General features: G+C 71.6%; 19 protein-coding genes, 1 other RNA gene and 1 pseudogene. 8 read left to right on the forward strand and 13 right to left on the reverse strand.

Translation table 11 applies throughout. From position 1 onward, the window contains the following. A pseudogene (locus DJ73_RS17730) lies at positions 1-278 on the reverse strand (hypothetical protein); the annotation flags it as partial. 506 nt (positions 279-784) lie between these two features. Here DJ73_RS17730 and DJ73_RS17735 point away from each other — a divergent pair. Then, a complete protein-coding gene (locus DJ73_RS17735) occupies positions 785-1621 on the forward strand; it encodes an aldo/keto reductase (protein WP_094558640.1) in 837 nt (278 codons plus the stop codon). Positions 1622-1655: 34 nt separating this feature from the next. Here DJ73_RS17735 and gfo6 read toward each other — a convergent pair whose 3' ends face one another. Both gfo6 and DJ73_RS17745 read right to left on the reverse strand, forming a co-directional pair. After that, positions 1656-2756: a D-xylose 1-dehydrogenase Gfo6 gene (gene gfo6, locus DJ73_RS17740; protein WP_094558641.1), complete on the reverse strand. Its 1101-nt coding sequence runs from the start codon at positions 2754-2756 to the stop codon at positions 1656-1658. 73 nt (positions 2757-2829) lie between these two features. Next, positions 2830-3357 carry a redoxin domain-containing protein gene (locus DJ73_RS17745; protein ID WP_094558642.1) on the reverse strand — a complete coding sequence of 176 codons (528 nt, stop codon included), beginning with the start codon at positions 3355-3357 and terminating at the stop codon, positions 2830-2832. Between the two features lie 160 nt (positions 3358-3517). Here DJ73_RS17745 and DJ73_RS17750 point away from each other — a divergent pair, with 160 nt between their 5' ends. Beyond that, the gene (locus DJ73_RS17750) at positions 3518-4066 is read left to right on the forward strand and encodes a DedA family protein (protein ID WP_094521987.1); all 549 of its coding nucleotides are present in this window, start codon (positions 3518-3520) and stop codon (positions 4064-4066) included. 28 nt (positions 4067-4094) lie between these two features. Here the strand turns inward: DJ73_RS17750 and DJ73_RS17755 are convergent, their stop codons facing one another. From DJ73_RS17755 to DJ73_RS17765, 3 genes are all read right to left on the reverse strand, one after another. Further along, complete coding sequence (locus DJ73_RS17755; protein WP_094558643.1) at positions 4095-5918, reverse strand: acyl-CoA carboxylase subunit beta; 1824 nt, start codon at positions 5916-5918, stop codon at positions 4095-4097. A gap of 93 nt (positions 5919-6011) precedes the next feature. Beyond that, positions 6012-6935 carry a class 1 fructose-bisphosphatase gene (locus DJ73_RS17760; RefSeq protein WP_094521914.1) on the reverse strand — a complete coding sequence of 308 codons (924 nt, stop codon included), beginning with the start codon at positions 6933-6935 and terminating at the stop codon, positions 6012-6014. Further along, a complete protein-coding gene (locus DJ73_RS17765) occupies positions 6935-7738 on the reverse strand; it encodes a class I fructose-bisphosphate aldolase (protein WP_094521913.1) in 804 nt (267 codons plus the stop codon). Before DJ73_RS17765 ends, DJ73_RS17760 begins: the two co-directional genes overlap by 1 nt. A 277-nt stretch (positions 7739-8015) precedes the next feature. Here DJ73_RS17765 and DJ73_RS17770 point away from each other — a divergent pair, with 277 nt between their 5' ends. Beyond that, on the forward strand, positions 8016-8879 hold the full coding sequence (locus DJ73_RS17770; protein ID WP_094526494.1) for a 3-hydroxyacyl-CoA dehydrogenase family protein: 864 nt from the start codon (positions 8016-8018) through the stop codon (positions 8877-8879). 54 nt (positions 8880-8933) lie between these two features. Here DJ73_RS17770 and DJ73_RS17775 read toward each other — a convergent pair whose 3' ends face one another. The 4 genes from DJ73_RS17775 to DJ73_RS17790 all read right to left on the reverse strand — a co-directional run bounded on the left by DJ73_RS17775 (position 8934) and on the right by DJ73_RS17790 (position 13199). Then, the gene (locus tag DJ73_RS17775; protein ID WP_094526493.1) at positions 8934-9608 is read right to left on the reverse strand and encodes a phosphate ABC transporter permease; all 675 of its coding nucleotides are present in this window, start codon (positions 9606-9608) and stop codon (positions 8934-8936) included. A gap of 55 nt (positions 9609-9663) precedes the next feature. Next, positions 9664-9942, reverse strand: coding sequence for a zinc ribbon domain-containing protein (locus tag DJ73_RS17780; RefSeq protein ID WP_094521910.1), 279 nt, complete (start codon positions 9940-9942; stop codon positions 9664-9666). A gap of 34 nt (positions 9943-9976) precedes the next feature. Continuing rightward, entirely contained in the window at positions 9977-11290 is a 1314-nt protein-coding gene (locus DJ73_RS17785; RefSeq protein WP_094521909.1) for an MFS transporter, read from the reverse strand. Between the two features lie 115 nt (positions 11291-11405). After that, positions 11406-13199, reverse strand: a complete 1794-nt coding sequence (locus tag DJ73_RS17790) for a PAS domain S-box protein (protein WP_094558644.1) — start codon at positions 13197-13199, stop codon at positions 11406-11408. Between the two features lie 172 nt (positions 13200-13371). On the opposite strand from DJ73_RS17790, the gene DJ73_RS17795 reads away from it, so the two are divergent. The 4 genes from DJ73_RS17795 to DJ73_RS17810 all read left to right on the forward strand — a co-directional run bounded on the left by DJ73_RS17795 (position 13372) and on the right by DJ73_RS17810 (position 16914). Continuing rightward, positions 13372-14835 (forward strand): DNA polymerase IV, encoded by a 1464-nt coding sequence (locus DJ73_RS17795; RefSeq protein ID WP_094558645.1) that lies wholly within the window; start codon positions 13372-13374, stop codon positions 14833-14835. A gap of 60 nt (positions 14836-14895) precedes the next feature. Next, the gene (locus DJ73_RS17800; RefSeq protein ID WP_094558646.1) at positions 14896-15351 is read left to right on the forward strand and encodes a hypothetical protein; all 456 of its coding nucleotides are present in this window, start codon (positions 14896-14898) and stop codon (positions 15349-15351) included. Between the two features lie 34 nt (positions 15352-15385). After that, a complete protein-coding gene (locus DJ73_RS17805; RefSeq protein ID WP_094521905.1) occupies positions 15386-15931 on the forward strand; it encodes an NUDIX hydrolase in 546 nt (181 codons plus the stop codon). Positions 15932-16002: 71 nt separating this feature from the next. After that, positions 16003-16914: a CPBP family intramembrane glutamic endopeptidase gene (locus DJ73_RS17810; RefSeq protein ID WP_094558647.1), complete on the forward strand. Its 912-nt coding sequence runs from the start codon at positions 16003-16005 to the stop codon at positions 16912-16914. Between the two features lie 243 nt (positions 16915-17157). Here DJ73_RS17810 and rnpB read toward each other — a convergent pair. Further along, an RNA gene (gene rnpB, locus DJ73_RS17815) (RNase P RNA component) lies at positions 17158-17470 on the reverse strand. Positions 17471-17723: 253 nt separating this feature from the next. Between rnpB and DJ73_RS17820 the strand changes: the two genes are divergently transcribed. After that, on the forward strand, positions 17724-18326 hold the full coding sequence (locus tag DJ73_RS17820) for a TIGR00296 family protein (RefSeq protein WP_094521903.1): 603 nt from the start codon (positions 17724-17726) through the stop codon (positions 18324-18326). A 55-nt stretch (positions 18327-18381) separates the two neighbouring features. Here DJ73_RS17820 and DJ73_RS17825 read toward each other — a convergent pair whose 3' ends face one another. After that, a complete protein-coding gene (locus DJ73_RS17825) occupies positions 18382-19539 on the reverse strand; it encodes a nicotinate phosphoribosyltransferase (protein WP_094558648.1) in 1158 nt (385 codons plus the stop codon). Positions 19540-19649: 110 nt separating this feature from the next. Beyond that, on the reverse strand, positions 19650-19823 hold a 174-nt coding region (locus tag DJ73_RS21400), incomplete at its 5' end, for a PGF-CTERM sorting domain-containing protein (protein WP_141212991.1).

Consider the following 19823-nt stretch of genomic DNA (forward strand, 5'->3'; position numbering starts at 1 on the left):
CGCTCGCGGAGCCGGTCGAGGTTCCGGCGGTACGCGGCCGGCGAGCGACGGATCGGGAGCCGCCGGAGGGTTGCGTCCGGCGCGTCGGCGAGCGCGGGGTAGCGGTAGGCGAGGTCGATCCGGGCGCGGGCGTCCGGCGGGACCGCCCGGTCGTCCTCGCGGCGGGCGTAGTAGAGCTGTCGCGGGCAGTAAGCCGCGCGGGCCACGTCGCTGAAGGGGGTCACGAGGTGGGTGGGCGCGGTTCGATTGATAAAGAGTGCGAGGTCGCGATCGATCATTTATAAATGGATGTCGTCGGTACTGCCGTGATAACGTTCGAGTTTCCGGCCGCTCGTTTATAAGCGATTGATTGCAAAACGATAGTAAACACTGCCAAAGCCCCAGCCGCGAAGACTCGCGTGACTCGCCGCGGTCCTCAGTCGCTCGCGTTGCTCGCTCCTTGCGGTCCTTGCGTCGTCAGGCTTCGTCTTCGCGGCTGCTCTTTTGAGTCCCACCCGGACCGCACCGCAACCGCACCTCACGCCTCCCCAGCCTCGGCGGACGGCCCGGCGCGGGCCGAGCCGCGCCGGCCCGCCGCCTCCCTCGCACGCGCTCCTCGCGCCCCGAGGGGCGCTCGCAGGCGCGCGCCACCGCATCGTCGTTTATAAGCTATCGTCGTATTTTATAAGCGATCGTCGTCTCAGCTCATTTTCTTTAAATACGGTCACGCGACCGCTGGGGATCGAACGGTGCCGGGGTTCCCCGACCGGTAGTTTCAATCGGCGATCCGGCGAACCCGTGGCGTGTGACCGTTCCAACGAAGACGCTCCCGAGCGGCGCCGAGCTGCCGGCGCTCGGACTGGGCACGTACGACCTCGACGACGAGCAGACGGCCGAGAGCGTCCGCGCGGCGCTCGACGCCGGCTACGCGCACATCGACACCGCAGAGGGGTATCGCAACGAGGAGGTCATCGGCGACGTCCTCGCGGAGTACGACCGCGACGAGGTGTTCCTCACCTCGAAGGTGCTCGCGAAGAACCTCAACTACGAGTCGCTGATCGCCTCCTGCGAGGCGTCGCTCGAACGGCTCGGCACCGACTACCTCGACTTGTACCTCGTCCACTGGCCCAACCCGGCCATCTCGCTGCGCGAGACCCTCCGGGCGATGGCGGAGCTCCGCGACCGGGGACTCGTCCGCGACGTCGGCGTCTCGAACTTCAGCGCCTACCAGCTGAGCTGCGCGCACCACGTCTCGGACGTGCCGATCGCGGTGAACCAGATCGAGTTCCACCCGTACTTCCAGCGGGCCGACCTCGTCGACTACTGCCGCGAGTCCGACACCGTGATCGAGGCCGCGGCGCCGCTCGCGCGGACGGACGTGTTCGGCGACGAGGTCGTCGCCGGGCTCGCCGAGAAGTACGACAGGAGCCCCGCGCAGGTCGTGCTCCGGTGGGCGGTCGACCGCGGCGTGGTCCCGCTGCCGCGGTCGTCCACGCCGGACCACGTCCGGGCCAACGCCGACCTCGACTGGGAGCTCGACGCGGCCGACCGGCGGCGCCTCAACGAGCGCGACCGCGACGAGCCGGTGTACGACACCCCGGCCCGCGACTGGACGAGCGACGTGTACGGGATCGAGCAGTGAGGCGGCTCGCGTCGCCGACCGACCCCGTCCGGGCTCAGGCCGCGTCGTCGCCGAGCGCCACCGGCCGCCCGGTCTCCGCCGACTCGTAGATCCCGTCGAGCGCGTGCACGTCCGTGAGAGCGTGTTCGCCGTCCGGATGGAACGGCTCGCCCGCCAACAGCTGATGGCCGAAGTAGGCGAACTCCTCTTCGATCTGGTGGACCTGCTCGAAGTCGACGTCGACGCGGGCGCCGTCGCGGACGACGGCGAACCCGCGGTCCTCCCGCTCGTAGAAGGCCGGGTCTACGATCAGCCTCGCCTCCGTGCCGGTGACCTCCAGCCGGCTCGCGTGCTGCGCGTTCTGGCTCACCGAACAGAGCGCGTCGACGTCGCCCGGGAACTCCAGCCGGAAGGTGGCGTGCTCGTCCACTTCGGCGAACGCCTCGTGGTCTGAGCGGGTCCGGCCCGACACGCGAACCGGGTCCTCGCCGAGCGCGAACCGGGTCGTGTTGATCGGGTAGACGCCGAGGTCCATGAGCGCGCAGCCGCCGGACAGCTCAGGGTCGAGCCGCCACTGGTCGGCGTCGCCGCCGAGTTCGCCGAGCATCGTCTGCGACATCGTCGCGTGCACGTGGACCACGTCGCCGGCGACGCCCCCGTCGAGGAGGTCGCGGAGCCGCCGGACGACGGGGTCGGTCTGCATCCGGTAGCCGACCATCAGGGGCACGTCGGCGTCGTCGCACGCCTCGACGAGCCGGCGCGCGCGGTCCGGCGTCGCCTCCAGCGGCTTCTCGCAGAGGACCGGCTTCCCCTGCGCCGCGGCGGCTCGGACGTACCCCAGGTGGGCGGCGTTCGGCGTCGCGACGTACACCGCGTCGTACGCGTCGGCGGCGGCGCCGGACCGGAACTCCTCGGGGGTGACGCCGGTCACGTCGCGCTCGGCGGCGACCGTCTCCACCGCGTCGGCGTCGATGTCGGTGACGACGGTCGCCTCGGTGTACGCCGACCGAGCGATGCCCGGCAGCGCCCAGTCGCGGGCGAACCAGCCGAGGCCGACGACGGCGATCCGAACGGGGTCCGTGACGGCCTCCGGATCGAGCGTCTCCCAGTCCCGGCGCGTGAACTCGTCGAGGTACTCCGCGAGGGCGGCTTCCATGTCGGGACGTCCGCGCGGGGCCGTGAAATAACCCCGGCGACCGGGCGGGTTCGTCAGCCCTCGTCGCCCGCCCTCACCACGGCCCGTCGTAGTTCACTCGCGGCCGGTCGGCGTCGACGCCGAGGTCACGGAGCGCCGCGGCCGCGTTCTGGACGGGCGAGGGGGCCGGGCGGTCGAGCGCGTCCGCGGTCGCCTCGGCGAACCGGACGGTCCAGTCCCCGCCGATGACGACGGTCGCGCGGCGCGGGATCTGCGAATGCCCCTCCCACGACTCCGCGACCAGGTCGTACGAGTCGGCGACCCCGCCGTGGAAGTCGGAGACGACGGGGAACGGAAGTTCGAACCGGTCGGCGTACGCGAACCCCGCGTACAGCGAGTCGCCGGTGAGCGCGACGACGGCGAGGTCGCCGCGGTCGTGCCAGCCCGCGTCCCGCACCGCCGCGAACTCGGCCGTGCAGGTGGGGACGAAGTTCGCCGGCGCGAAGCAGAGCGCGACGGCGTCGCAGTCGTCGACGAGCCGGAACAGCTCCAGTTCCGTCGCCGTCCCGCCCGCGACCGCGGGGGCGATGAAGTCCGGCGCCTTGCGGCCGACATCTATCATGGGTGACACGTGCGGACGCGGTGGATAAATACCCACCCCTGACCGCTCGGCGTCCGCCGAGGCCGGAGAGATGTCGGATAAGCGGATTAGATACACGCATGAGTGCTGAGAGCACCGCTCACGGTGTAAGAGCTTTACGTGTAGCCGGTCGATGGAAGGCGTGTTCAGCGCCCACGCCGCGACCGCGCTCGCCCTCGTCGACAGCTACGGGGCCGTCGCGGTGTTCGCCGTGTTCGCGCTCGAGGGCGCCCTCGTCGGGAAGGTGCTCCCGGCGCGGACGCTGTTCGTGACCGCCGTGGTCGCCGTCGGCGTCGAGGCGATCGCGGTCCTGCCGGTGTTCGCCGCGGCGGTGGTCGGCGCGACCGTCGGCCAGTCGACCGTCTTCGTCGCCGTCCGTCGGTTCGACGTCGACCCCACGTCGCTTCCCCTCGTTCCGGTCGGCGAGGACCGCCTCGACGGCGCGAGCCGCTGGTTCGACCGGTGGGGACTCCCCGCGGTGGCGGCGTCGAACGCGGTCCCCGGCACGCGCGGCTGGCTCGCCGTGCCGACCGCGAACGCCTCGTCCGTCTCCGTCCCGCGCTTCGCCGCGGCGTCGCTGGTCGGGTCCGCCGCGTACGTCGGCGCGCTGCTCGCGATCGGCGTCGCCGTGGTGCTCGGGTTCGGGAGCGCGACCGAACTCCTCGGCGCCGAGTGGATCGCGGCCTTATAACATCGTCCGCCACCCTGCCCGTCAGATTTTAAATAACCGTCCCGTGCTTCTTCTCCGGCAGGTCCTTCTCCACGTCCTCGTAGAACGCGAACCGGGCCGCGAGCTCCTCGCGGAGCGTCGACGGGGGGACGATCTCGTCGATGACGACCTCGCTGGCCATCCGGTGGACGTCGATGTCTTCCCGGTACTCCTCGCGGAGCCGCGCCTCGGTCTCGGCGCGCTCCTCGGGGTCGTCGATCTCGGCGAGCTTCCGCGCGTAGACGGCGTTGATCGCGGCCTCCGGCCCCATGATACCGATCTCGCCGGAGGGGAGCCCGATCACGCTCTCCGGGTCGTAGGCGGGCCCGCCCATCGCGTAGATCCCCGCGCCGTACGCCTTCCGGGTGACGACGGTCTGTTTGGGTACCGTCGCGGAGGAGGTGGCGTAGATCATCTTCTTGCCCTTCTCGAGGATCGCGTCCTTCTCGACCTGCGAGCCGGCCATGAACCCCGGCGTGTCACAGAGGTATAAGAGGGGGATCTCGTAGGCGTCGCAGGTCCAGATGAACTCGGCGGCCTTCTCCGCGGCGTCCGGGAAGATGGCGCCCGACCGCTCCGTCGGCTGGTTGGCGACGACGCCGACGGGGCGCCCGTCGATCCGGCAGAACGCCGTGACGATCTCCGGGCCGTAGCCCTCCTTCAGCTCGAAGACGGACTCCGCGTCGGCGATCCGGTCGAGCAGGTCGCGGACGTCGTACGGGCGGTTCGGCGACTCGGGGATCAGCTCGTCGATCCCCTCGGGCGGGAGCTTCGGCGGCTTCGTCTCGCGCTGCGGAGGCTTCTCGCCGGCGGCGTCGGGGAGGTAGCCGATCAGGTCGGCGACGAGCTCGCGGGCGTGCTCCTCGTCGCGGGCGACGAGGTCCGCCGACCCGGACTCCTCGGCGTGGACGCGGGGGCCGCCCAGGTCCGCCATCTCGATCTCCTCGCCGGTGACCATCTTCACCATCCGCGGCGAGGCGATCGCCATCGCGGACATCCCCTCGACCATCACGGTGAAGTCGGCGAAGACGGGCGTGTAGGCGGCGCCGGCGATACAGGGGCCGTAGAGGACGCAGATCTGCGGGACCGCGCCCGACAGCAATGAGTGGTTGTAGTAGTACTTCCCGATCCCCTCGCGGTTGGCGAAGAAGCCGCTCTGCTGGTCGATCCGCCCGCCGGAGGAGTCCATCAGGTAGAGCACCGGCTTGCCCGTCTTCAGGGCCCGCTGTTGCATCCGGAGGAACTTCTCGACGCCCTTCGCCGCCATCGACCCCGCCTTCACCGTGAAGTCGTTGGCCATGAAGTGGACGTCGCGCCCCTCGAACTCGGCGGCGCCGGTGAGCAGGCCGTCGCCCGGGAGCCGGTCGCCGCCGGAGTCGTCGGATCCGTCGCCGTCGGCGTCGCCGTCGCGGTTCGGCGCGTTCGGGTGCCAGTCGTCGAACGCCGCGAACTTCCCGTCCTCGAAGTGGAGCCCCGCCGGGTCGCCGTCGGTCGCGCTCGCGTCGCCCGCGCCGCGCGTCCCGCCCTCGCCGCCGAACCAGAGGTCGAGGCGGTCGCGGACGAACAGCTTCCCCTGCTCGGGGAGCCGCTCGCGGTACTTCTCCGGGCCGCCTTCCAGGATGTCGTCGATCTCGGCCCGGAGGTCGCGCTCGCGGTCGGTCGGTCCGAGGTCGTCGTCGAGGGGGTACGCCGTCTCGGGCGGCGCGGCGCTCGCGGCGGGCTCGTCGCTCTCACCGACGTGGACGTCGACGTCGACGCCGAGATGCTCGGCGAGCGATCGCGCGATCGCCTCGGCCTCCTCGGGCGTCGCCGCCGCGCCGACGTGGACTTTCATGGGCGCAAGATTTGCGGTGGATCCTAAACAGTTTTCCATGCAAGTCCGGCGGCGACCGACGGATCGGTGCAAACGGGCCGCGAGCCGACCGGGTCAGTCCAGCGCCGTCTTCAACCGCTCGACCAACTCCTCGTTGCCGACGTACAGCGGCACGCGGTCGTGGACGCCCTCGGGCTCGACGTCGAGGATGTCGATTTCGCCGTCCGTGGCGGCCCCGCCGGCGCGCTCGACGATGTAGGCGATCGGGTTCGCCTCGAAGGAGAGCCGGAGCTTCCCGTCCGGCGCGTCGACGAGGGCGGGGTACGCGAAGATCCCGCCGTAGGTGAGCACCTGGTTCACGTCGCCGACCATGGCGCCGCCGTACCGGAGCTTCAGCTCGTCTTCGATCTCGCGCGCGAAGGCGGTGAACGCGTCGGGCCAGTCGGGGACGCGCCCGCCGAACCCGTAGACGAGGGGGTCGTCGGGGAGGTGCAGGTCGTCTTCGACCACCGAACGGGAGACCGCGTGGCCGTCGTCGCTACCGCCGTCGCCGTCGGGGTCGGCCTCGACGACCTCCTCGCGGACGCCGGCGTCGTCGGCGACGACCATCGTCGTGATCGGGCCGTACAGCACGTAGCCGGCGGCGACGAGGTCGCGCCCGGTGGCGGGCAGCGGGGCGTCGTAGATCCCGACCACCGTGCCCATCGCGTTGTTCGACCGGAGGTTCGACGAGCCGTCGAGGGGGTCGATCGCGACCGCGTAGGCGCCCTCGCCGACCGCCCCGCCGGCGTCGACGGCGGCCTCGCGTTCCTCGCTGACGAACGAGCCGACGCCGTCGACCGCGGTGATCGCCTCGCCGAGCAGCTCGTCGGCGTACAGGTCGCCGGCCAGCACCGACTCGCCCGAGGGGTTGTCCGTCCCGCTCTCGACGCGGCGGCCGGGGAGCGCGGCGCGGATCTCCGGGGCCGTCTCGGCGACCGCGTCGAAGACGGCCTCGACGGTCGGGTCCGCGTCGCGGTCCGAGGCGGGGTCGCTCATCAGTCCGCGCTCTCGGCGGCGGCCAGCGCCTCGACCGGGTCGGCCTCTCGGAAGATCACGGCCTCCAGCGCGTCGAGGATCCGCTCGGGCTCGTCGCGCTGGAAGACGTTCCGGCCGACCGCGATCCCGGTGGCGCCCGCGTCGATGGCGTTCGAGACGTTCCGGAGGAACTCCTCGTCGTCGCGCATCGTCCCGCCGGACATCACGACGTCGGCGGGACCGGCCATCTCGACGGCGTGGCCCATCGCCTCGGGGGACCCGGGGTACTTCACCTTCACCACGTCGGCGCCGAGCTCTAAGCCGAGCCGCGCGCCGTACGAGATCACGTCCGGGCTCCCGTCGTTGCGGAGCCCCTGTCCGCGGGGGTACGACCACATGACGACGCCCATGTCGTGTTCGCGGGCGCCCTCCTGTGCCTCCCGGAACTCCTCGGCCATCTCGACCTCGTGGTTCGAACCCCCGTAGACGGTGAATCCGATCGCGTCCGCGCCGAGTCCGGCCGCGTACTCGGCGGTGCAGTTGACCGCGCTGTCGGGCTCGCCCATCCAGAGGTTCGAGGTCCCGTTGAGCTTCAACAGGAGGTTCACCTCGTCCTCGTAGTCGGGGTAGTACGCCTCGGCGAGCCCCTTCTGAACGGCCAGCGAGGTGACCGCCTCGTGGGTAGCGAGCTCGAATATCCGCCGGGGGTCCGCCGTGTCGGGGTTCGGTTCGAAGTCGACCGGTCCGTGCTCGATCCCGTGGTCGTACGCGAGGATCAGCGACTTGCCGTCCCGCGAGATATTGTCGGCGGCGTGAGGAAGCATCAGTTCGTACTCCCGTTACATCGATAAAAAACGCTATGGTCGTTTCGGCGGACGTAAAGAAACGAATTCGACGCGCTCCGCGTGTGTCGCTCCGCTCAGGGGCGGATTCGAGACAAATAGAATTACTACTCAGATAGTTAATTATCAGTCGTTCGCAACGAACGGCGGTCGAGCGCGACGGTATCCGCCGCAGAGCCGACACATTGCGGTCGCGGAACCGGCACGCCCCGGTCGCGGAGACGCAATACTTACCACCCGCGGCGCGACAGCGACCCCTATGCGGGAGCTATCCGACATCGACGTCATCGGCGTGGTGGGGGCCGGTACGATGGGCAACGGGATCGCGCAGGTCGCCGCGACCGCCGGCTACGAGGTCGTGATGCGCGACATCGACGACGAGTACGTGGAGCGCGGCCTCGACAGCGTCGCGGACAGCCTCGACCGGCTGGCGTCGAAGGGCGCCCTCGACGAGGCCCCCGAGGCGATCCGCGACCGGATCGCGGGCACCACCGACCTCGACGACCTCGCGGCCGCGGACGTCGTCGTCGAGGCGGCGGTCGAGGACATGGACGTGAAACGCGACGTGTTCGCCGACCTCGACGAGGTGACCGACGACGACGTCGTCCTCGCGACGAACACCTCGACGCTGTCGGTCACGACCATCGCGAGCGCCACGGACCGCGCGAGCGACGTGATCGGACTCCACTTCATGAACCCGGTCCCGATCATGGACGGCGTGGAGGTCGTCGTCGGGGAGCGCACCGCGGACGCGGTCGTCGAGTTCGCGCACGCCTTCGCCGCGGACCTGGGCAAGGAGACGTGGGAGTCCGACGACAAGCCCGGCTTCGTCACGAATCGGATCCTGATGCCGTGGATCAACGAGGGGGTCCGCGCCTTCGACGAGGGCGTCGCCGACAAGGCCGACATCGACCGCGGGATGAAGCTCGGGACGAACGTCCCGATGGGGCCCTTAGAGCTCGCCGACCACATCGGGCTCGACGTCGTGTTAGACGCCAGCGAGACGCTGCACGCCGAGCTCGGCGACCGCTACAAGCCGGCGTACCTCGTCAAGCGCAAGGTTGAGGCCGGCGACCTCGGGAAGAAGACGGGACGCGGGTTCTACGAGTACGGCGACGAGTAGGAGGCGACGAGGGAGAGGCGACGAGGGAGACGGGGCGGCCGGCGGGACCCCGGCTCAGGCGCCCTTCGCCGTCCGGTCGTCGTCGGCCGTCCACCGGCGGGCGCCGGGGAGGAGCCCGACGAGCTTCGTCACGTAGCCGAACCGGAACAGCCCGAGCTGCGAGAGCGCGCCGAGGGCGAAGACGGCCAGGAAGGCCGGCGCGGTGACGTCGAACAGGAGCGGTTCGACCGACGGTCCGGCGGCGGCCGCGTCCAGCGTCGCCGGCGTGAGCGAGCGCGACGCGAACGCCGCGCCGATGAACGCCGTCGAGACGACGAGCGTCGTCCGGCTCAGGACGAACCCGAACAGCGCGCCGACCGCGACGCCCGCGAGCGTCGCGCCGACGAGCAGCAGCGTCCCCTCGACCCCGGCCGCGTCGGCGGCGTACAGCGGGCCGACCGCGAAGCGACCGGCGAAACCGCCGACCAGCCCGCCGATGGCGACGACGGCGAAGGAGAGCCCGGCGTACGCGAGGAAGCCGCCGACCGCGGCGCCGATCGCGACCGCGACGCCGGTCAGGACCAGCCCGTCGACGGCGATGACTCCGGCGAGGCTCGGCGCGGCGAGGTAGCCCGCGCCGCCGCCGACGAGCAGGCCGGTCAGCGTGACGGCGTAGACGGAGACCGCGGCGCCGACGAACGCGAGGAGCAGTCCCGCGAGGACGAGTCCGGCGTTGACTGGGGTGAGCATACGTCCGCCTTTTCGACGGCGACGGATAAAAGCCGTCGGCCCGAGCGCGTCGGTCTCACCGCGCCCGCCGCCCCGCCTGACGGTCCACGTGGCGCGTGTAGCCGCCGACGGCGAGGCCGAAGCCGACGACGAGCAGCAGGAAGCCGAGCAGCCGGCTCGTCCCGATCGTCAGCATCGAGAGGAGCAGGCCGAAGGCGAACGCGAAGACGCCGGCGACGGCCACCCCGACGTCGACGAGCGGCGACGGCTGGACCGCCTCGCAGTGGGGGCAGACCCGGGCGTCGCTCGCGATCGGCTCCCGGCAGTCGACGCAGCGGACGCGGTCGTTCGACACGAGCGGTCGTTCGGACGACGGTCACTTATATACGTCAGTCCGCCGCGGCCGCGCCGGCGTCGTCGCTCGCGCCGAGCGTCTCCTCGACCTGCGTCACGACCGCGGCGAACGCGACGACCGCGAGCCCCGCGCCGACCGCGAAGGGGACGACGAACCCGAAGCCGACGAGCCAGCCGGACGCGAGGGGACCGAGCGCGACGCCGAAGCCGAACCCCATCGTGAGCACCGACAGCGTCGTCCCCGACTCGCCCTCCCGCGCGAGGTCGCCGGCGAGCGCGAGCGACGGCGCGAAGACGCACGCGACGGCGACCCCCTGCGCCAGCCGGACGAGCGTCATCACGACCGGGTCGGTGACGATCCCCTGCAGCAGCGTCGTCGGGACGAGGAGGACGAAGCCGGCGAGCAGGAACGGCCGGCGCCCGATCCGGTCGCTGGCCTGCCCGACGGGCACCTGCAGGAGCACGTTCGCGATCGTGACGGCCGCGAACTGGAGCCCGAACCACACCGGCGCCTGGTCGAGCCGGACGTTCACCTGGTTCTGGAGCGTCGCGAACAGCGCGATGCACATCCCCATCGCCACCGTCGCCAGCCCCAGCGCGAAGACGGGGTCGAGCAGGCGGTCCTCGCCGCGCACGCGGATCGAGAGGTCGTCGCTCGCCTCGCTGGACTCGGCCGCGTCGCGGACGAGCAGGAAGACGAGGGCGAAGCTGAGGTACGCCCCGCCGCAGGCGGCGGCGAAGGCGGCGTCGAAGCCGTCGATCACGGGGAGGCCGATCGGCGAGAGGTCGTACGGGCCCGCCTCGACGACGGCGCCGGCCAGCACCGGACCGAAGCCGAACCCGATCAGCCGGAAGGTGTTGTACACGCCGAAGTTGCCGCCGCGGTCGGCGTCGGCCGACGCGTACTCGTTGACTAACGCGACCGTCGCGGGGATGATCAGCGCCGCGCCGAACCCCTGGATCGCCCGCAGGACGACGAGCTGCCAGTAGACGGTCACGACCGTGTAGAGCCCGCTCGCGGTGCCCAAGAGGAGGATCCCGATCAGCACGAACGGGCGACGGACGCCTATCCGGTCCGAGAGCCGCCCGGTAATCGGCTGCGAGAGGCTGTTGAGGAAGCCGAAAAGCGAGAGGACGATCCCGATGAGGAGCGGCTCGGTCACCGTGACCGCCGCCGCGCCCACACCGACCTCGGTCCCGAGGAGCGCGCTGACGTCGATCAGGTCGCTCGCGATGTACAGCGGCAGCACGACGATGAGGAAGGAGTTGCCGGCGGCCCCAACCATCCGGGCGAGCGCGAGCACGATGACTCGCCGGTCGGTGTCGGCGATGCCGGAGAGCGTCCCCATTTCCCTCCGCTTCGGTCGGGACCACAAAGGTGTTTGCGAACGGCGGGAGTCGTTCCGGTTCCGGGCGGTCCAGCCGGGAGAGCCGGGACGATCCGTCGACGGTGAGCGTCGGCCGCTACGATTCGGGCACCGGCGGCTGGCGGCGCTCGATCCCGCGGACCTCGAAGCGCGCGCCGCCCTCGGCGGACTCGGTCGCCGCGACGGCCCAGCCGTGCGCGGTGGCGATCTCTTGGACGATCGCCAGCCCGAAGCCGGTGTTGCCCTCAACGCCGGTCCGGCCGGGCTCGAAGAGATCGCCGGCGACGTCCCCGGGGATCCCCGGGCCGTCGTCGGCGACGTAGAAGCCGTCGTCGAGGTCGCCGACGCGGATCGAGACGTCCGACCCGCCGTGCTCCACGGCGTTCCGGACGAGGTTCTCGAAGAGGTTCCGGAGTCGGTCGGGGTCGGCGAGCACCTCCCGGTCGGTCTCGACCGTCAGCTCGGCGGACTCGGTGTCGACCGTCTCCCTAGCGTCCGCGGCGACGCCCGCGACCGACACCGGCTCGGGGTCGCCCACGGTCTCCCCGTCGCGGGCGAGCGTGAGGGTGTGCTCGACGATGGACTCGATGCGGTCGAGCGCGTCGGCCGCGGCGTCGAGGTGTTCGGCGCCCTCGTCCGCCATCGTCCGCGCCAGGTCGAGGCGACCCTGCGCGACGTTGAGCGGGTTCCGGAGGTCGTGCGAGACGATGCCCGCGAAGGAGTCGAGCCGCTCGTTCTGTCGTTCGAGCGCCGCCTCGCGCTGCTTGAACGCCGTGATGTCCTGCTGGAAGCCGACCCACTCGGTGACGCGCCCGTTCGCGCCGCGGATCGGCGCGACGCTGACGCGGTTCCAGAACTCGGTCCCGTCCTTCCGGTAGTTCAGGAGTTCGACGCTAGCGGGCTCCTCCGCCTCGATCGCCTCGCGGAGCTGCGCGACCGACTCCTCGTCGGTGTCCGGACCCTGTAGGAACCGGCAGTTGACCCCGATCGACTCCTCGCGGTCGTAGCCGGTCATCTCGACGAACCGGTCGTTGACGTACTCCATCGGGTTGTCCGTGCGGTCGGGGTCGGTGATGGTGATACCGACCGGCGCCTCGTCGAGCGCGCGGGTCTTCGTCTCCAGCTCCTCGCGCCGCTCCACCTCGTCCGAGACGTCGCGCAGGATGCCGACGCTCCCCTCGAAGCAGTCGCCGTCGTACGGCAGCGCCGCCATGTGGTCCCGACAGGGGATCGGCTCCCCCTGCTTCGGCTCGATGTCGACCCGGAACCGCTGGATGTCCGGACCGGTGCTGGAGAGGATGGTTCCGAGCCGGTCCTCGGACTCGGCGACCGCGTCGTCGCCTTTTATAAGTCCGGGCGTGCTTCCGACGATCTCCTCGACGTCGTAGCCGGTCAGCTCCGCGAACGGCTCGTTGACGAACTCGAACGTTCCGGTCTCGTCGACGACGTACACGGGATAGCCGAGCGCGTCGATGACCGTCGAGTAGCGGTCCGCGATCTCCCGAGTGCGGTGCTCGTCGACAGCCTGGTGGACTCGGTTCGCGAGCCGTCGGAGCTGCTCCGGGCCTCCCTTCTGGAAGTAGCCGGTGACGCCAGCGTTGAGCGCGCGGCTCGCGATCTCCTCGCTCCCCTTCCCGGTGTACAGCACGAAGGGAATCGAGCGGTCCGTCTCGCGGAGCCGGTCGAAGAACTCCAGCCCGTCCATGCCGGGCATGTCGTAGTCGCTGACGATGCAGTCGAACCGCCCGCCGTCGAGCTCGTCGAGGGCGTCCGCCGCCGCCGTGACGCTCGTTACCGCGACGTCGTCCAGTTCGCGTTCGAGGTACGCCTCCGTGAGGTCGAGCACGGAGGGGTCGTCGTCGACGTGTAACACGTCGATCCGTTCGGGCATGCGGGCGGATACGTCGCCGACTCATAAACGGATGTCGCCCCGGGTATCAGTTCTGAGTACGGAGCGAGGGGGCCGGTCGGGGCGCGGCTGAGGGTCGGTCGCCCGACCGACCGGTTCCACTGCCGCCGCGCGTGGCTGATCGTTAAGTCGGCGCGGCGCGGACGGTCGGGCGATGGCGGGCGGCACGCTCCCCGGGACGGCGACCGACGAGGCGGACGGGAGCGACCGCGTCGTGTTCCACGTCGACATGGACTGCTTTTACGCCTCCTGCGAGCGCCTGCGGCGACCAGAGCTCGCGGGCGAACCCGTCGTCGTCGGGATGGGGTACGAGGACGGTGAGACGGTCGGCGCCGTCGCGACCGCGAGCTACGAGGCCCGCGCGTTCGGCGTCGAGAGCGCGATGCCGATCTCCGAGGCGCTCGACCTGCTCCCCCGCCGCGCCGACGCCGACCCGGACGACTCGGACGCGCCGGACCCCGAGGCGGCCGGCCGGTACCTGCCCGTCGACCTCGGATTTTATAAGGAAGTCGCGGGCGACGTGAAGGCCGTCCTCCGGGACTGCGCCGACACGCTCCGCGAGGTGAGCGTCGACGAGGCGTACCTCGACGTCACCGACCGGACCGCGTGGGACGCCGCGGAGGGGGAGAGCGCCGCGGCCGGCCCCGCCGAGGCGCGTACCCTCGCGGAGGGGTACGCCCGGCACGTCAAGGAGCGCATCGAGCGGGAGGCCGGGGTGCCCGCGAGCGTCGGCGTGGCGCCGAACATGTCGACCGCGAAGGTCGCCAGCGACGCCGACAAGCCGGACGGGCTCGTCGTCGTGCCGCCCGGTTCTGTCGAGTCCTTCCTCGCGCCGCTACCGACCGCCGAGATCCACGGCGTCGGCCCCGTGACGGAGCGGACGCTCGCCGAGATGGGGATCGAGACCGCCGCCGACCTCGCCGCGGCCGACCCCGACGGACTCGCCGACGAACTGGGGGAGCGCGGCCCGGAGCTCCACCGGCGCGCCCGCGGCGACGACGACCGGGAGGTCACGCCGACCGGGCTCCCCAAGAGCCTCTCGCGGGAGTCGTCGCTGTCGCCGACCGCCGACCGGGAGACGAAGCGCGAGACGGTGGCGGCGCTGGCGGCGGACGTGGCCCGTCGGGCCCGCGAGCGGGGCTGCCTCTACCGCACCATCGGGATCAAGGCGGTCGAGCCGCCCTACGATGTCAACACGCGGGCGCGGAGCCTCCCCGGTCCGGTCGACGACCCCGACCTCGTGGAGTCGGTCGCGTTCGACCTCCTCGGGGAGTTCGACGGAGACCGGGTCAGAAAGCTGGGCGTGCGGGTCTCCAACCTCGACTTCGCCGAGAGCGACCAGGCGACCCTCGGTGGGTTCGATCCGGGCGACGGCGAGGGAACGAGCGCCGGCGGGAGCGGGGGGACGAGCGCCGGCGGGAGCGGGGGGACGAGCGCCGGCGACCGCGCCCGCGGGACGGGGACCGGGTCGGCCGCAGGCGGCGGCGACGGCGGGAAGCTCACCGACTGGGTGGACGGCGAGCCGGGCGCCGAGGACGAGGGCGAGACCGACGAGGCCCGAGACCGACGGGCGAGCGAGCGCGGCGACGGGCAGGCGTCGCTCGGCGACTGGGGGTGAGACCCTCCGGCGCCGGAATCGGCGCGTGGATTTATCAGGCGAGCGCGGCGATTCGGAGGCGTGTCCCTCGCTCGCCGCGTCCTCCTCGGCTCGAACCGGAACGGCTCGCCGCGTCGGTATCGGCTCCTCGTCCCGCCGCTGCTCTTCCTCGCCGTCTTCGCCGCCTACGCGGTCGAGGCGTTCGAGGTCTCCGGCGGGGTCGTGTTCCTCGCGGGCGACGCCGCGGTCGTCGGCGTCCTCGCGGCCGCGGTCCTCGCCTATCGACGGGCCGGGCTGGCGCTGGCGTGGGCGTCCGTCTACGGCGCGCTCCTCGGGTACAACGCGGACCACTACCTGCTGGGCCTCTCGGGGCGGCCCCTCGGCGAGCGCGTCGCCGCGCTCGTCGGACCCGACGGGCTCGCCTTCGTCGGCGTCGAGGCCGTGGTCCTGGGGACGCTCGCGTGGGTCGGCGGCGCGGCCGCGGCCCGAGCCGCGGAGGCGCTTCGGTCCCGAAGCGGTGAGGCCCCGTCCGAGTGAGGGGATTTAGGTGCCCGAGCGCCGACTCCGACGCATGGACGATCTGTCGTGGGAGACGCTCGACACCGACATCGACTACCGCTGCCCCGGCTTCGACGTGCGCCGCGACGAGGTGCGCTTCCCGGACGGCGAGACGGACGGGTTCCACTACGTCGACGAGCCGCCGGCGGTCGTGGTGCTCCCGCTGACCCCCGACGGCGACGTCGTCGTGATCGACGAGTGGCGGCAGGCGGTCGGCCGCGTCAACCGCGGGATCCCCGCCGGGACGGTCGAGTCGGCGGACGCCGACGACCTCGAACGCGCCGCCGCCCGCGAGCTCGCCGAGGAGACGGGGTACGAGGCCGACGCCTTCGAGCGCCTGACGTCGGTGGAGCCGACGAACGGGATGGCGGACTCGGTCCACCACCACTTCCTCGCGACGGGGTGTGAACCCACCGCCGAGCGCGACCTCGACCACAACGAGTCGATCGCGGTCGAGACGGTCCCGTACGACGACCTGCTCGAAGCGGTCGTCGACGAGGGGCTCCGCGACGGGCGGGCCGTGACCGCCGTGCTCTGGTACGAGCTGCTGCACCGCTGACGGGGGCTTCCGGGGGGTCGCGAGCGCGGCGCACGAACAGCCCTATTATGCGTCGGCCCGTACGCCGGGTAATGCCTGACCCCTCCAGCGACGACGGGACGCGACGGGAGTCGAGCGCTCCCGACGGCGGCGAGCCGGCGGACGGCTCGGCCGCGACCGGCGACGGGCCGGCGACCGCCGACGGCACCGCCTCGCCGACGGCGTCCGACGGCCGCGGCGTCGGGATCGCGATCGTCACGGCCTTGCTCTTGGGGGCGCTCGGCCCCACGATCGCCCTCGCCAGCGGGGGCGTGGTGCTCGGTCTCAACGCGGTGACGGGCGGGCTCCCGCTCGCCGTGACCCTCGTTATCACGCTCGTTTTGGGCCAGTACGTCGCGTTCGGCGGGCTGGCGCTCGGCTACCTCGCGTGGCGCGGGCTCGACCGGTCCGGGATCGTCGCGTACCTCGGCGTGCGGCGCCCGAGCCTGAAGGAGATCGGCCTGATCGTCGGGAGCTGGGCGCTCATCCTCGTCACGATCATCGTCGTCTCGATCGTGATCCAGCAGCTCGGGACCGAGGCCGCCTCGAACCAGAGCGCGGAGCTGGCGATGCGGAACCCCGCGATCATCCCACTCCTCATCGCGGCCTCGTTCCTCGTGATCGGCCCCTCCGAGGAGATCCTGTACCGCGGCGTCGTCCAGGGACGGCTCCGGGAGTCGCTGTCGCCGGCGCCCGCGATCCTCATCGCCTCCGCGATCTTCGCCGCCGTCCACGTGATGGCGCTGACCGGCGGCGCCTCCGCGCGGCTCACCACCATCGCCATCCTCTTCCTCCCGAGCATCGTCTTCGGCGCGGTGTACGAGTACACCGAGAACCTCGTCGTCCCGGCGCTGCTTCACGGCCTCCACAACGCCGTCATCTTCACCATCCTGTACATCTCGATCGCCTACGGCGACGAGATTCAGGAGGCGGCCGGCGGCGGCGCGGCGCTGCTCCCCATTTAAAAAGACGAGCGACAGGGGGCGTTTCGGACCGCCGACGGCGACGACGAGGTATCTATAAGCGACCGGCAGTGCGGTGGCGCGCGCCTCCGAGCGGGCCGCCGGCCCGCGAGTAGCGAGGGACCGAAGGTCCCTCTGACAGAGGCGCGAAGCGCCTCGCGACTGGGGCCTTGGAGGTGTTCACCGATACGCAGTCGACAACCGGTTATAAACAACCAGAACATCTGCAACTACCGAGTAGAAGCGGACTGAGGGGAGTAAGCCCCCTTCGGTTCGTCCCGACATTCGGCTAAGCGTCCGCGCCGTGGCCGGACTACCTTATGGCGCGGACTTGCACCGGCGAGGATTCGCCGTTCCATCCGTTCCCACCCGTCGATCCTCCTCGGGTTAACTCCCTTCCCTCGCGGGTCGGTTCGCGCGAATCACGGGTCGGGGCGGGGGGTGTCGTTGCTGTTCCAGAGCCAGCCGTCTCCGACTCCGGGCGTGTGCCCGGTCGCCCGTCCGGCCGGTGGGGGGACTTTCCTCATGCCAGAGGCACGGGAGTCGGGCTCCCTCTGTCCGGGTCGACGTTGCCCGCGACCGCGAATAAGCGATCCGGTCGGAGCGGGGGTCCCGAGCGCGGCGCGACGGTAACGACGGCCTAATTCGACGGCGGGTGCGGCCGCGACCCCGAGGACGAGCGCTGCTTCGACCGCCGGCGAACGGGGGTCCACCCGCCGCGTGAACCGGGGAAATCGAAGCGCTCCGGCGGGATGCCGTGCCATCAGTTCGCAAGGGAAGCGTTCAAGTCGTCAGCAACGTAATGGACCTACATGTCCGAGGCCCAGACCGTTCAGCTGTCGTACGACGACGGTGCACGAGCGGTCGAACTCGCGCGGGAGGCGGTCGAGTCGTTCGTCCGACACGGACAACGTGAACAACCCGGCAGCATGCGCGAGGCGTTCTACGCCCGCACCGGGGCGTTCGTTCGATTGGAATCCACGAGAGGCCGCGGCCGCCTCCGCGGCTGCGCGGGCGCCTGGGAAACGTCCGACCAGCTCGGCCACGCCATCGTCGAGGCCGCCATCAAGGCCGCCTCCGGCGACTCCTGCGGCTCGGAGGTCGAGCCCAAGGAGCTCGACAACATCACCGTCTCCGTGTTCGTCGTCTCGAACACGGTGCTCACGAACGACCCCCTCGCCGACCTGCAGATCGGCACGCACGGCGTCGCCGTCGACGGCGGCAACTCGCACGGCTGGCTCTACCCGACGGTCCCCGTCGAGAACGGCTGGTCCGGCGCCGAGTTCCTCTCGCGCGCCTGCCGGAAGGCGAAGCTCTCCCCGACTGCCTGGGAGGACGACGACACGATGGTGACGCTCATCGAGGGACAGGTGTTCCGAGAGCGCGCCGACGGCGGCGCCGTCGAGGAGCTGTAACGGCCGAAATCGACTGTTCTTCTCCGTTTCCGGTCGTCGGCCCCGTAGCCGACCGCTACTCCGCCCCGTAGCCGACCGCCTCCGCGTCCGCGAGCGCCCGCTCCGCCGCGGCCGCGAGGTCGGTCGCGTCGCCGGCGACGACCTCGCCGTCGCGGATCGCCGGCCCCATGAGCGACTCGGCGTCCTCGGGCCCCGACCGGTCCGCCAGTCCCACCGCGTGCGCGCCGTCCGCGGTGCGGTAGACGGCCTTCGCGCCCGAGAGCTTCCCGCGCTTCGCGGCCGGCTCGCCGTCGACGGCGACGAGGTCGAGCGCGAAGTCCACGGGGTCGGCGTTGGAGACGTAGCCGCCCACGCCGAAGCCGTCGGCGACGTCGCGGAGCTCGCGGAGGTCGGCGGGCTCGAGCCCGCCGGAGACGTACACGCCGACGTCGGCGTGGCCGCGGGCGTCGAGCTCCCACTGGACCTCGCGGACGATGTGCCGGAAGTCGCCGCGGCGCGACCCGGTGGTGTCGAGCCGGACGCCGTCCAGCCGGTCGCCGAGCGCCGCGACCGCCCGGAGCGACTCGTCCACCTCGTCGGAGTAGGTGTCACAGAGGGCGATCCGCGGCACCGACTCGTCGACGGCCTCGTCGAAGGCGCGCCACGCCGCCTCCTGCTCGCCGCGGCCGAAGCAGATCGAGAGGGCGTGCGGCATCGTCCCCGACGCCTCCCGGCCGATCAGGTCGCCGGCGGCCACGTGCGAGAACCCGTCGAACCCGCCAACGAGCGCCGAGCGCTCCACCGCCGCCGTCATCGAGGGGTGCACGTGGCGCGCGCCGAAGGAGAGCACCTGCGACTCCGGCGCGGCGGCCCGGCAGTCGAGCGCGGCGGTCGCCATCCCGGAGGCGTGCGAGAGGAAGCCCAAGAGCGAGGTCTCCAGCCGCGCGAACTCCCGGTACGGCCCCTCGATCCGCATCACCGGGCCGCCGTCGAACAACCGCCCCTCGGGGATCGCGTCGACGTCGACGTCGCGGCCCTCCAACAGCGCGAGCGCGTCCTTCAGCCCGGCGAACAGCTCGAAGTCGCCGTCGGGGAACTGGTCGGCGGTCACCTCGGCGACGACGCGCGGGTTCCGGCCGGCGCGGTCCAGCGCGGCCTCTGTCCGCTCGAAGTACGCGTCCGTCGCCCGGCCGTCGCGGATCGCGGCCGCGTCGACGATGTCGAACTCGGTCATACACGGGATACGCCCGCGCGGGAGCAAAAGCGGTCCGGGTCCCGGGCCCGCGCGGTCCGGGTTCCGAGCCCGCGCGTCGCGGCGACTTGTCCGCCGGCGCGCCGAGCGACTCAGTCCCGCGACCGGCGGGCGAGCAGCGACACCGCCGCCAGCAGCCCGAGGAGGCCGGCGACGACCCCGAATCCGGGCGCCTCGTCGCCGGTCGAGGCGTCCGGCCCGGACGAGCCGTCCGGGCCGTCGCCGTCCGACCCGGAGTCGTTTCCGTCGTCGCCGTCCGACCCGTC

It is taken from the genome of Halorubrum sp. Ea1 (assembly GCF_002252965.1).
Lineage (GTDB): Archaea > Halobacteriota > Halobacteria > Halobacteriales > Haloferacaceae > Halorubrum.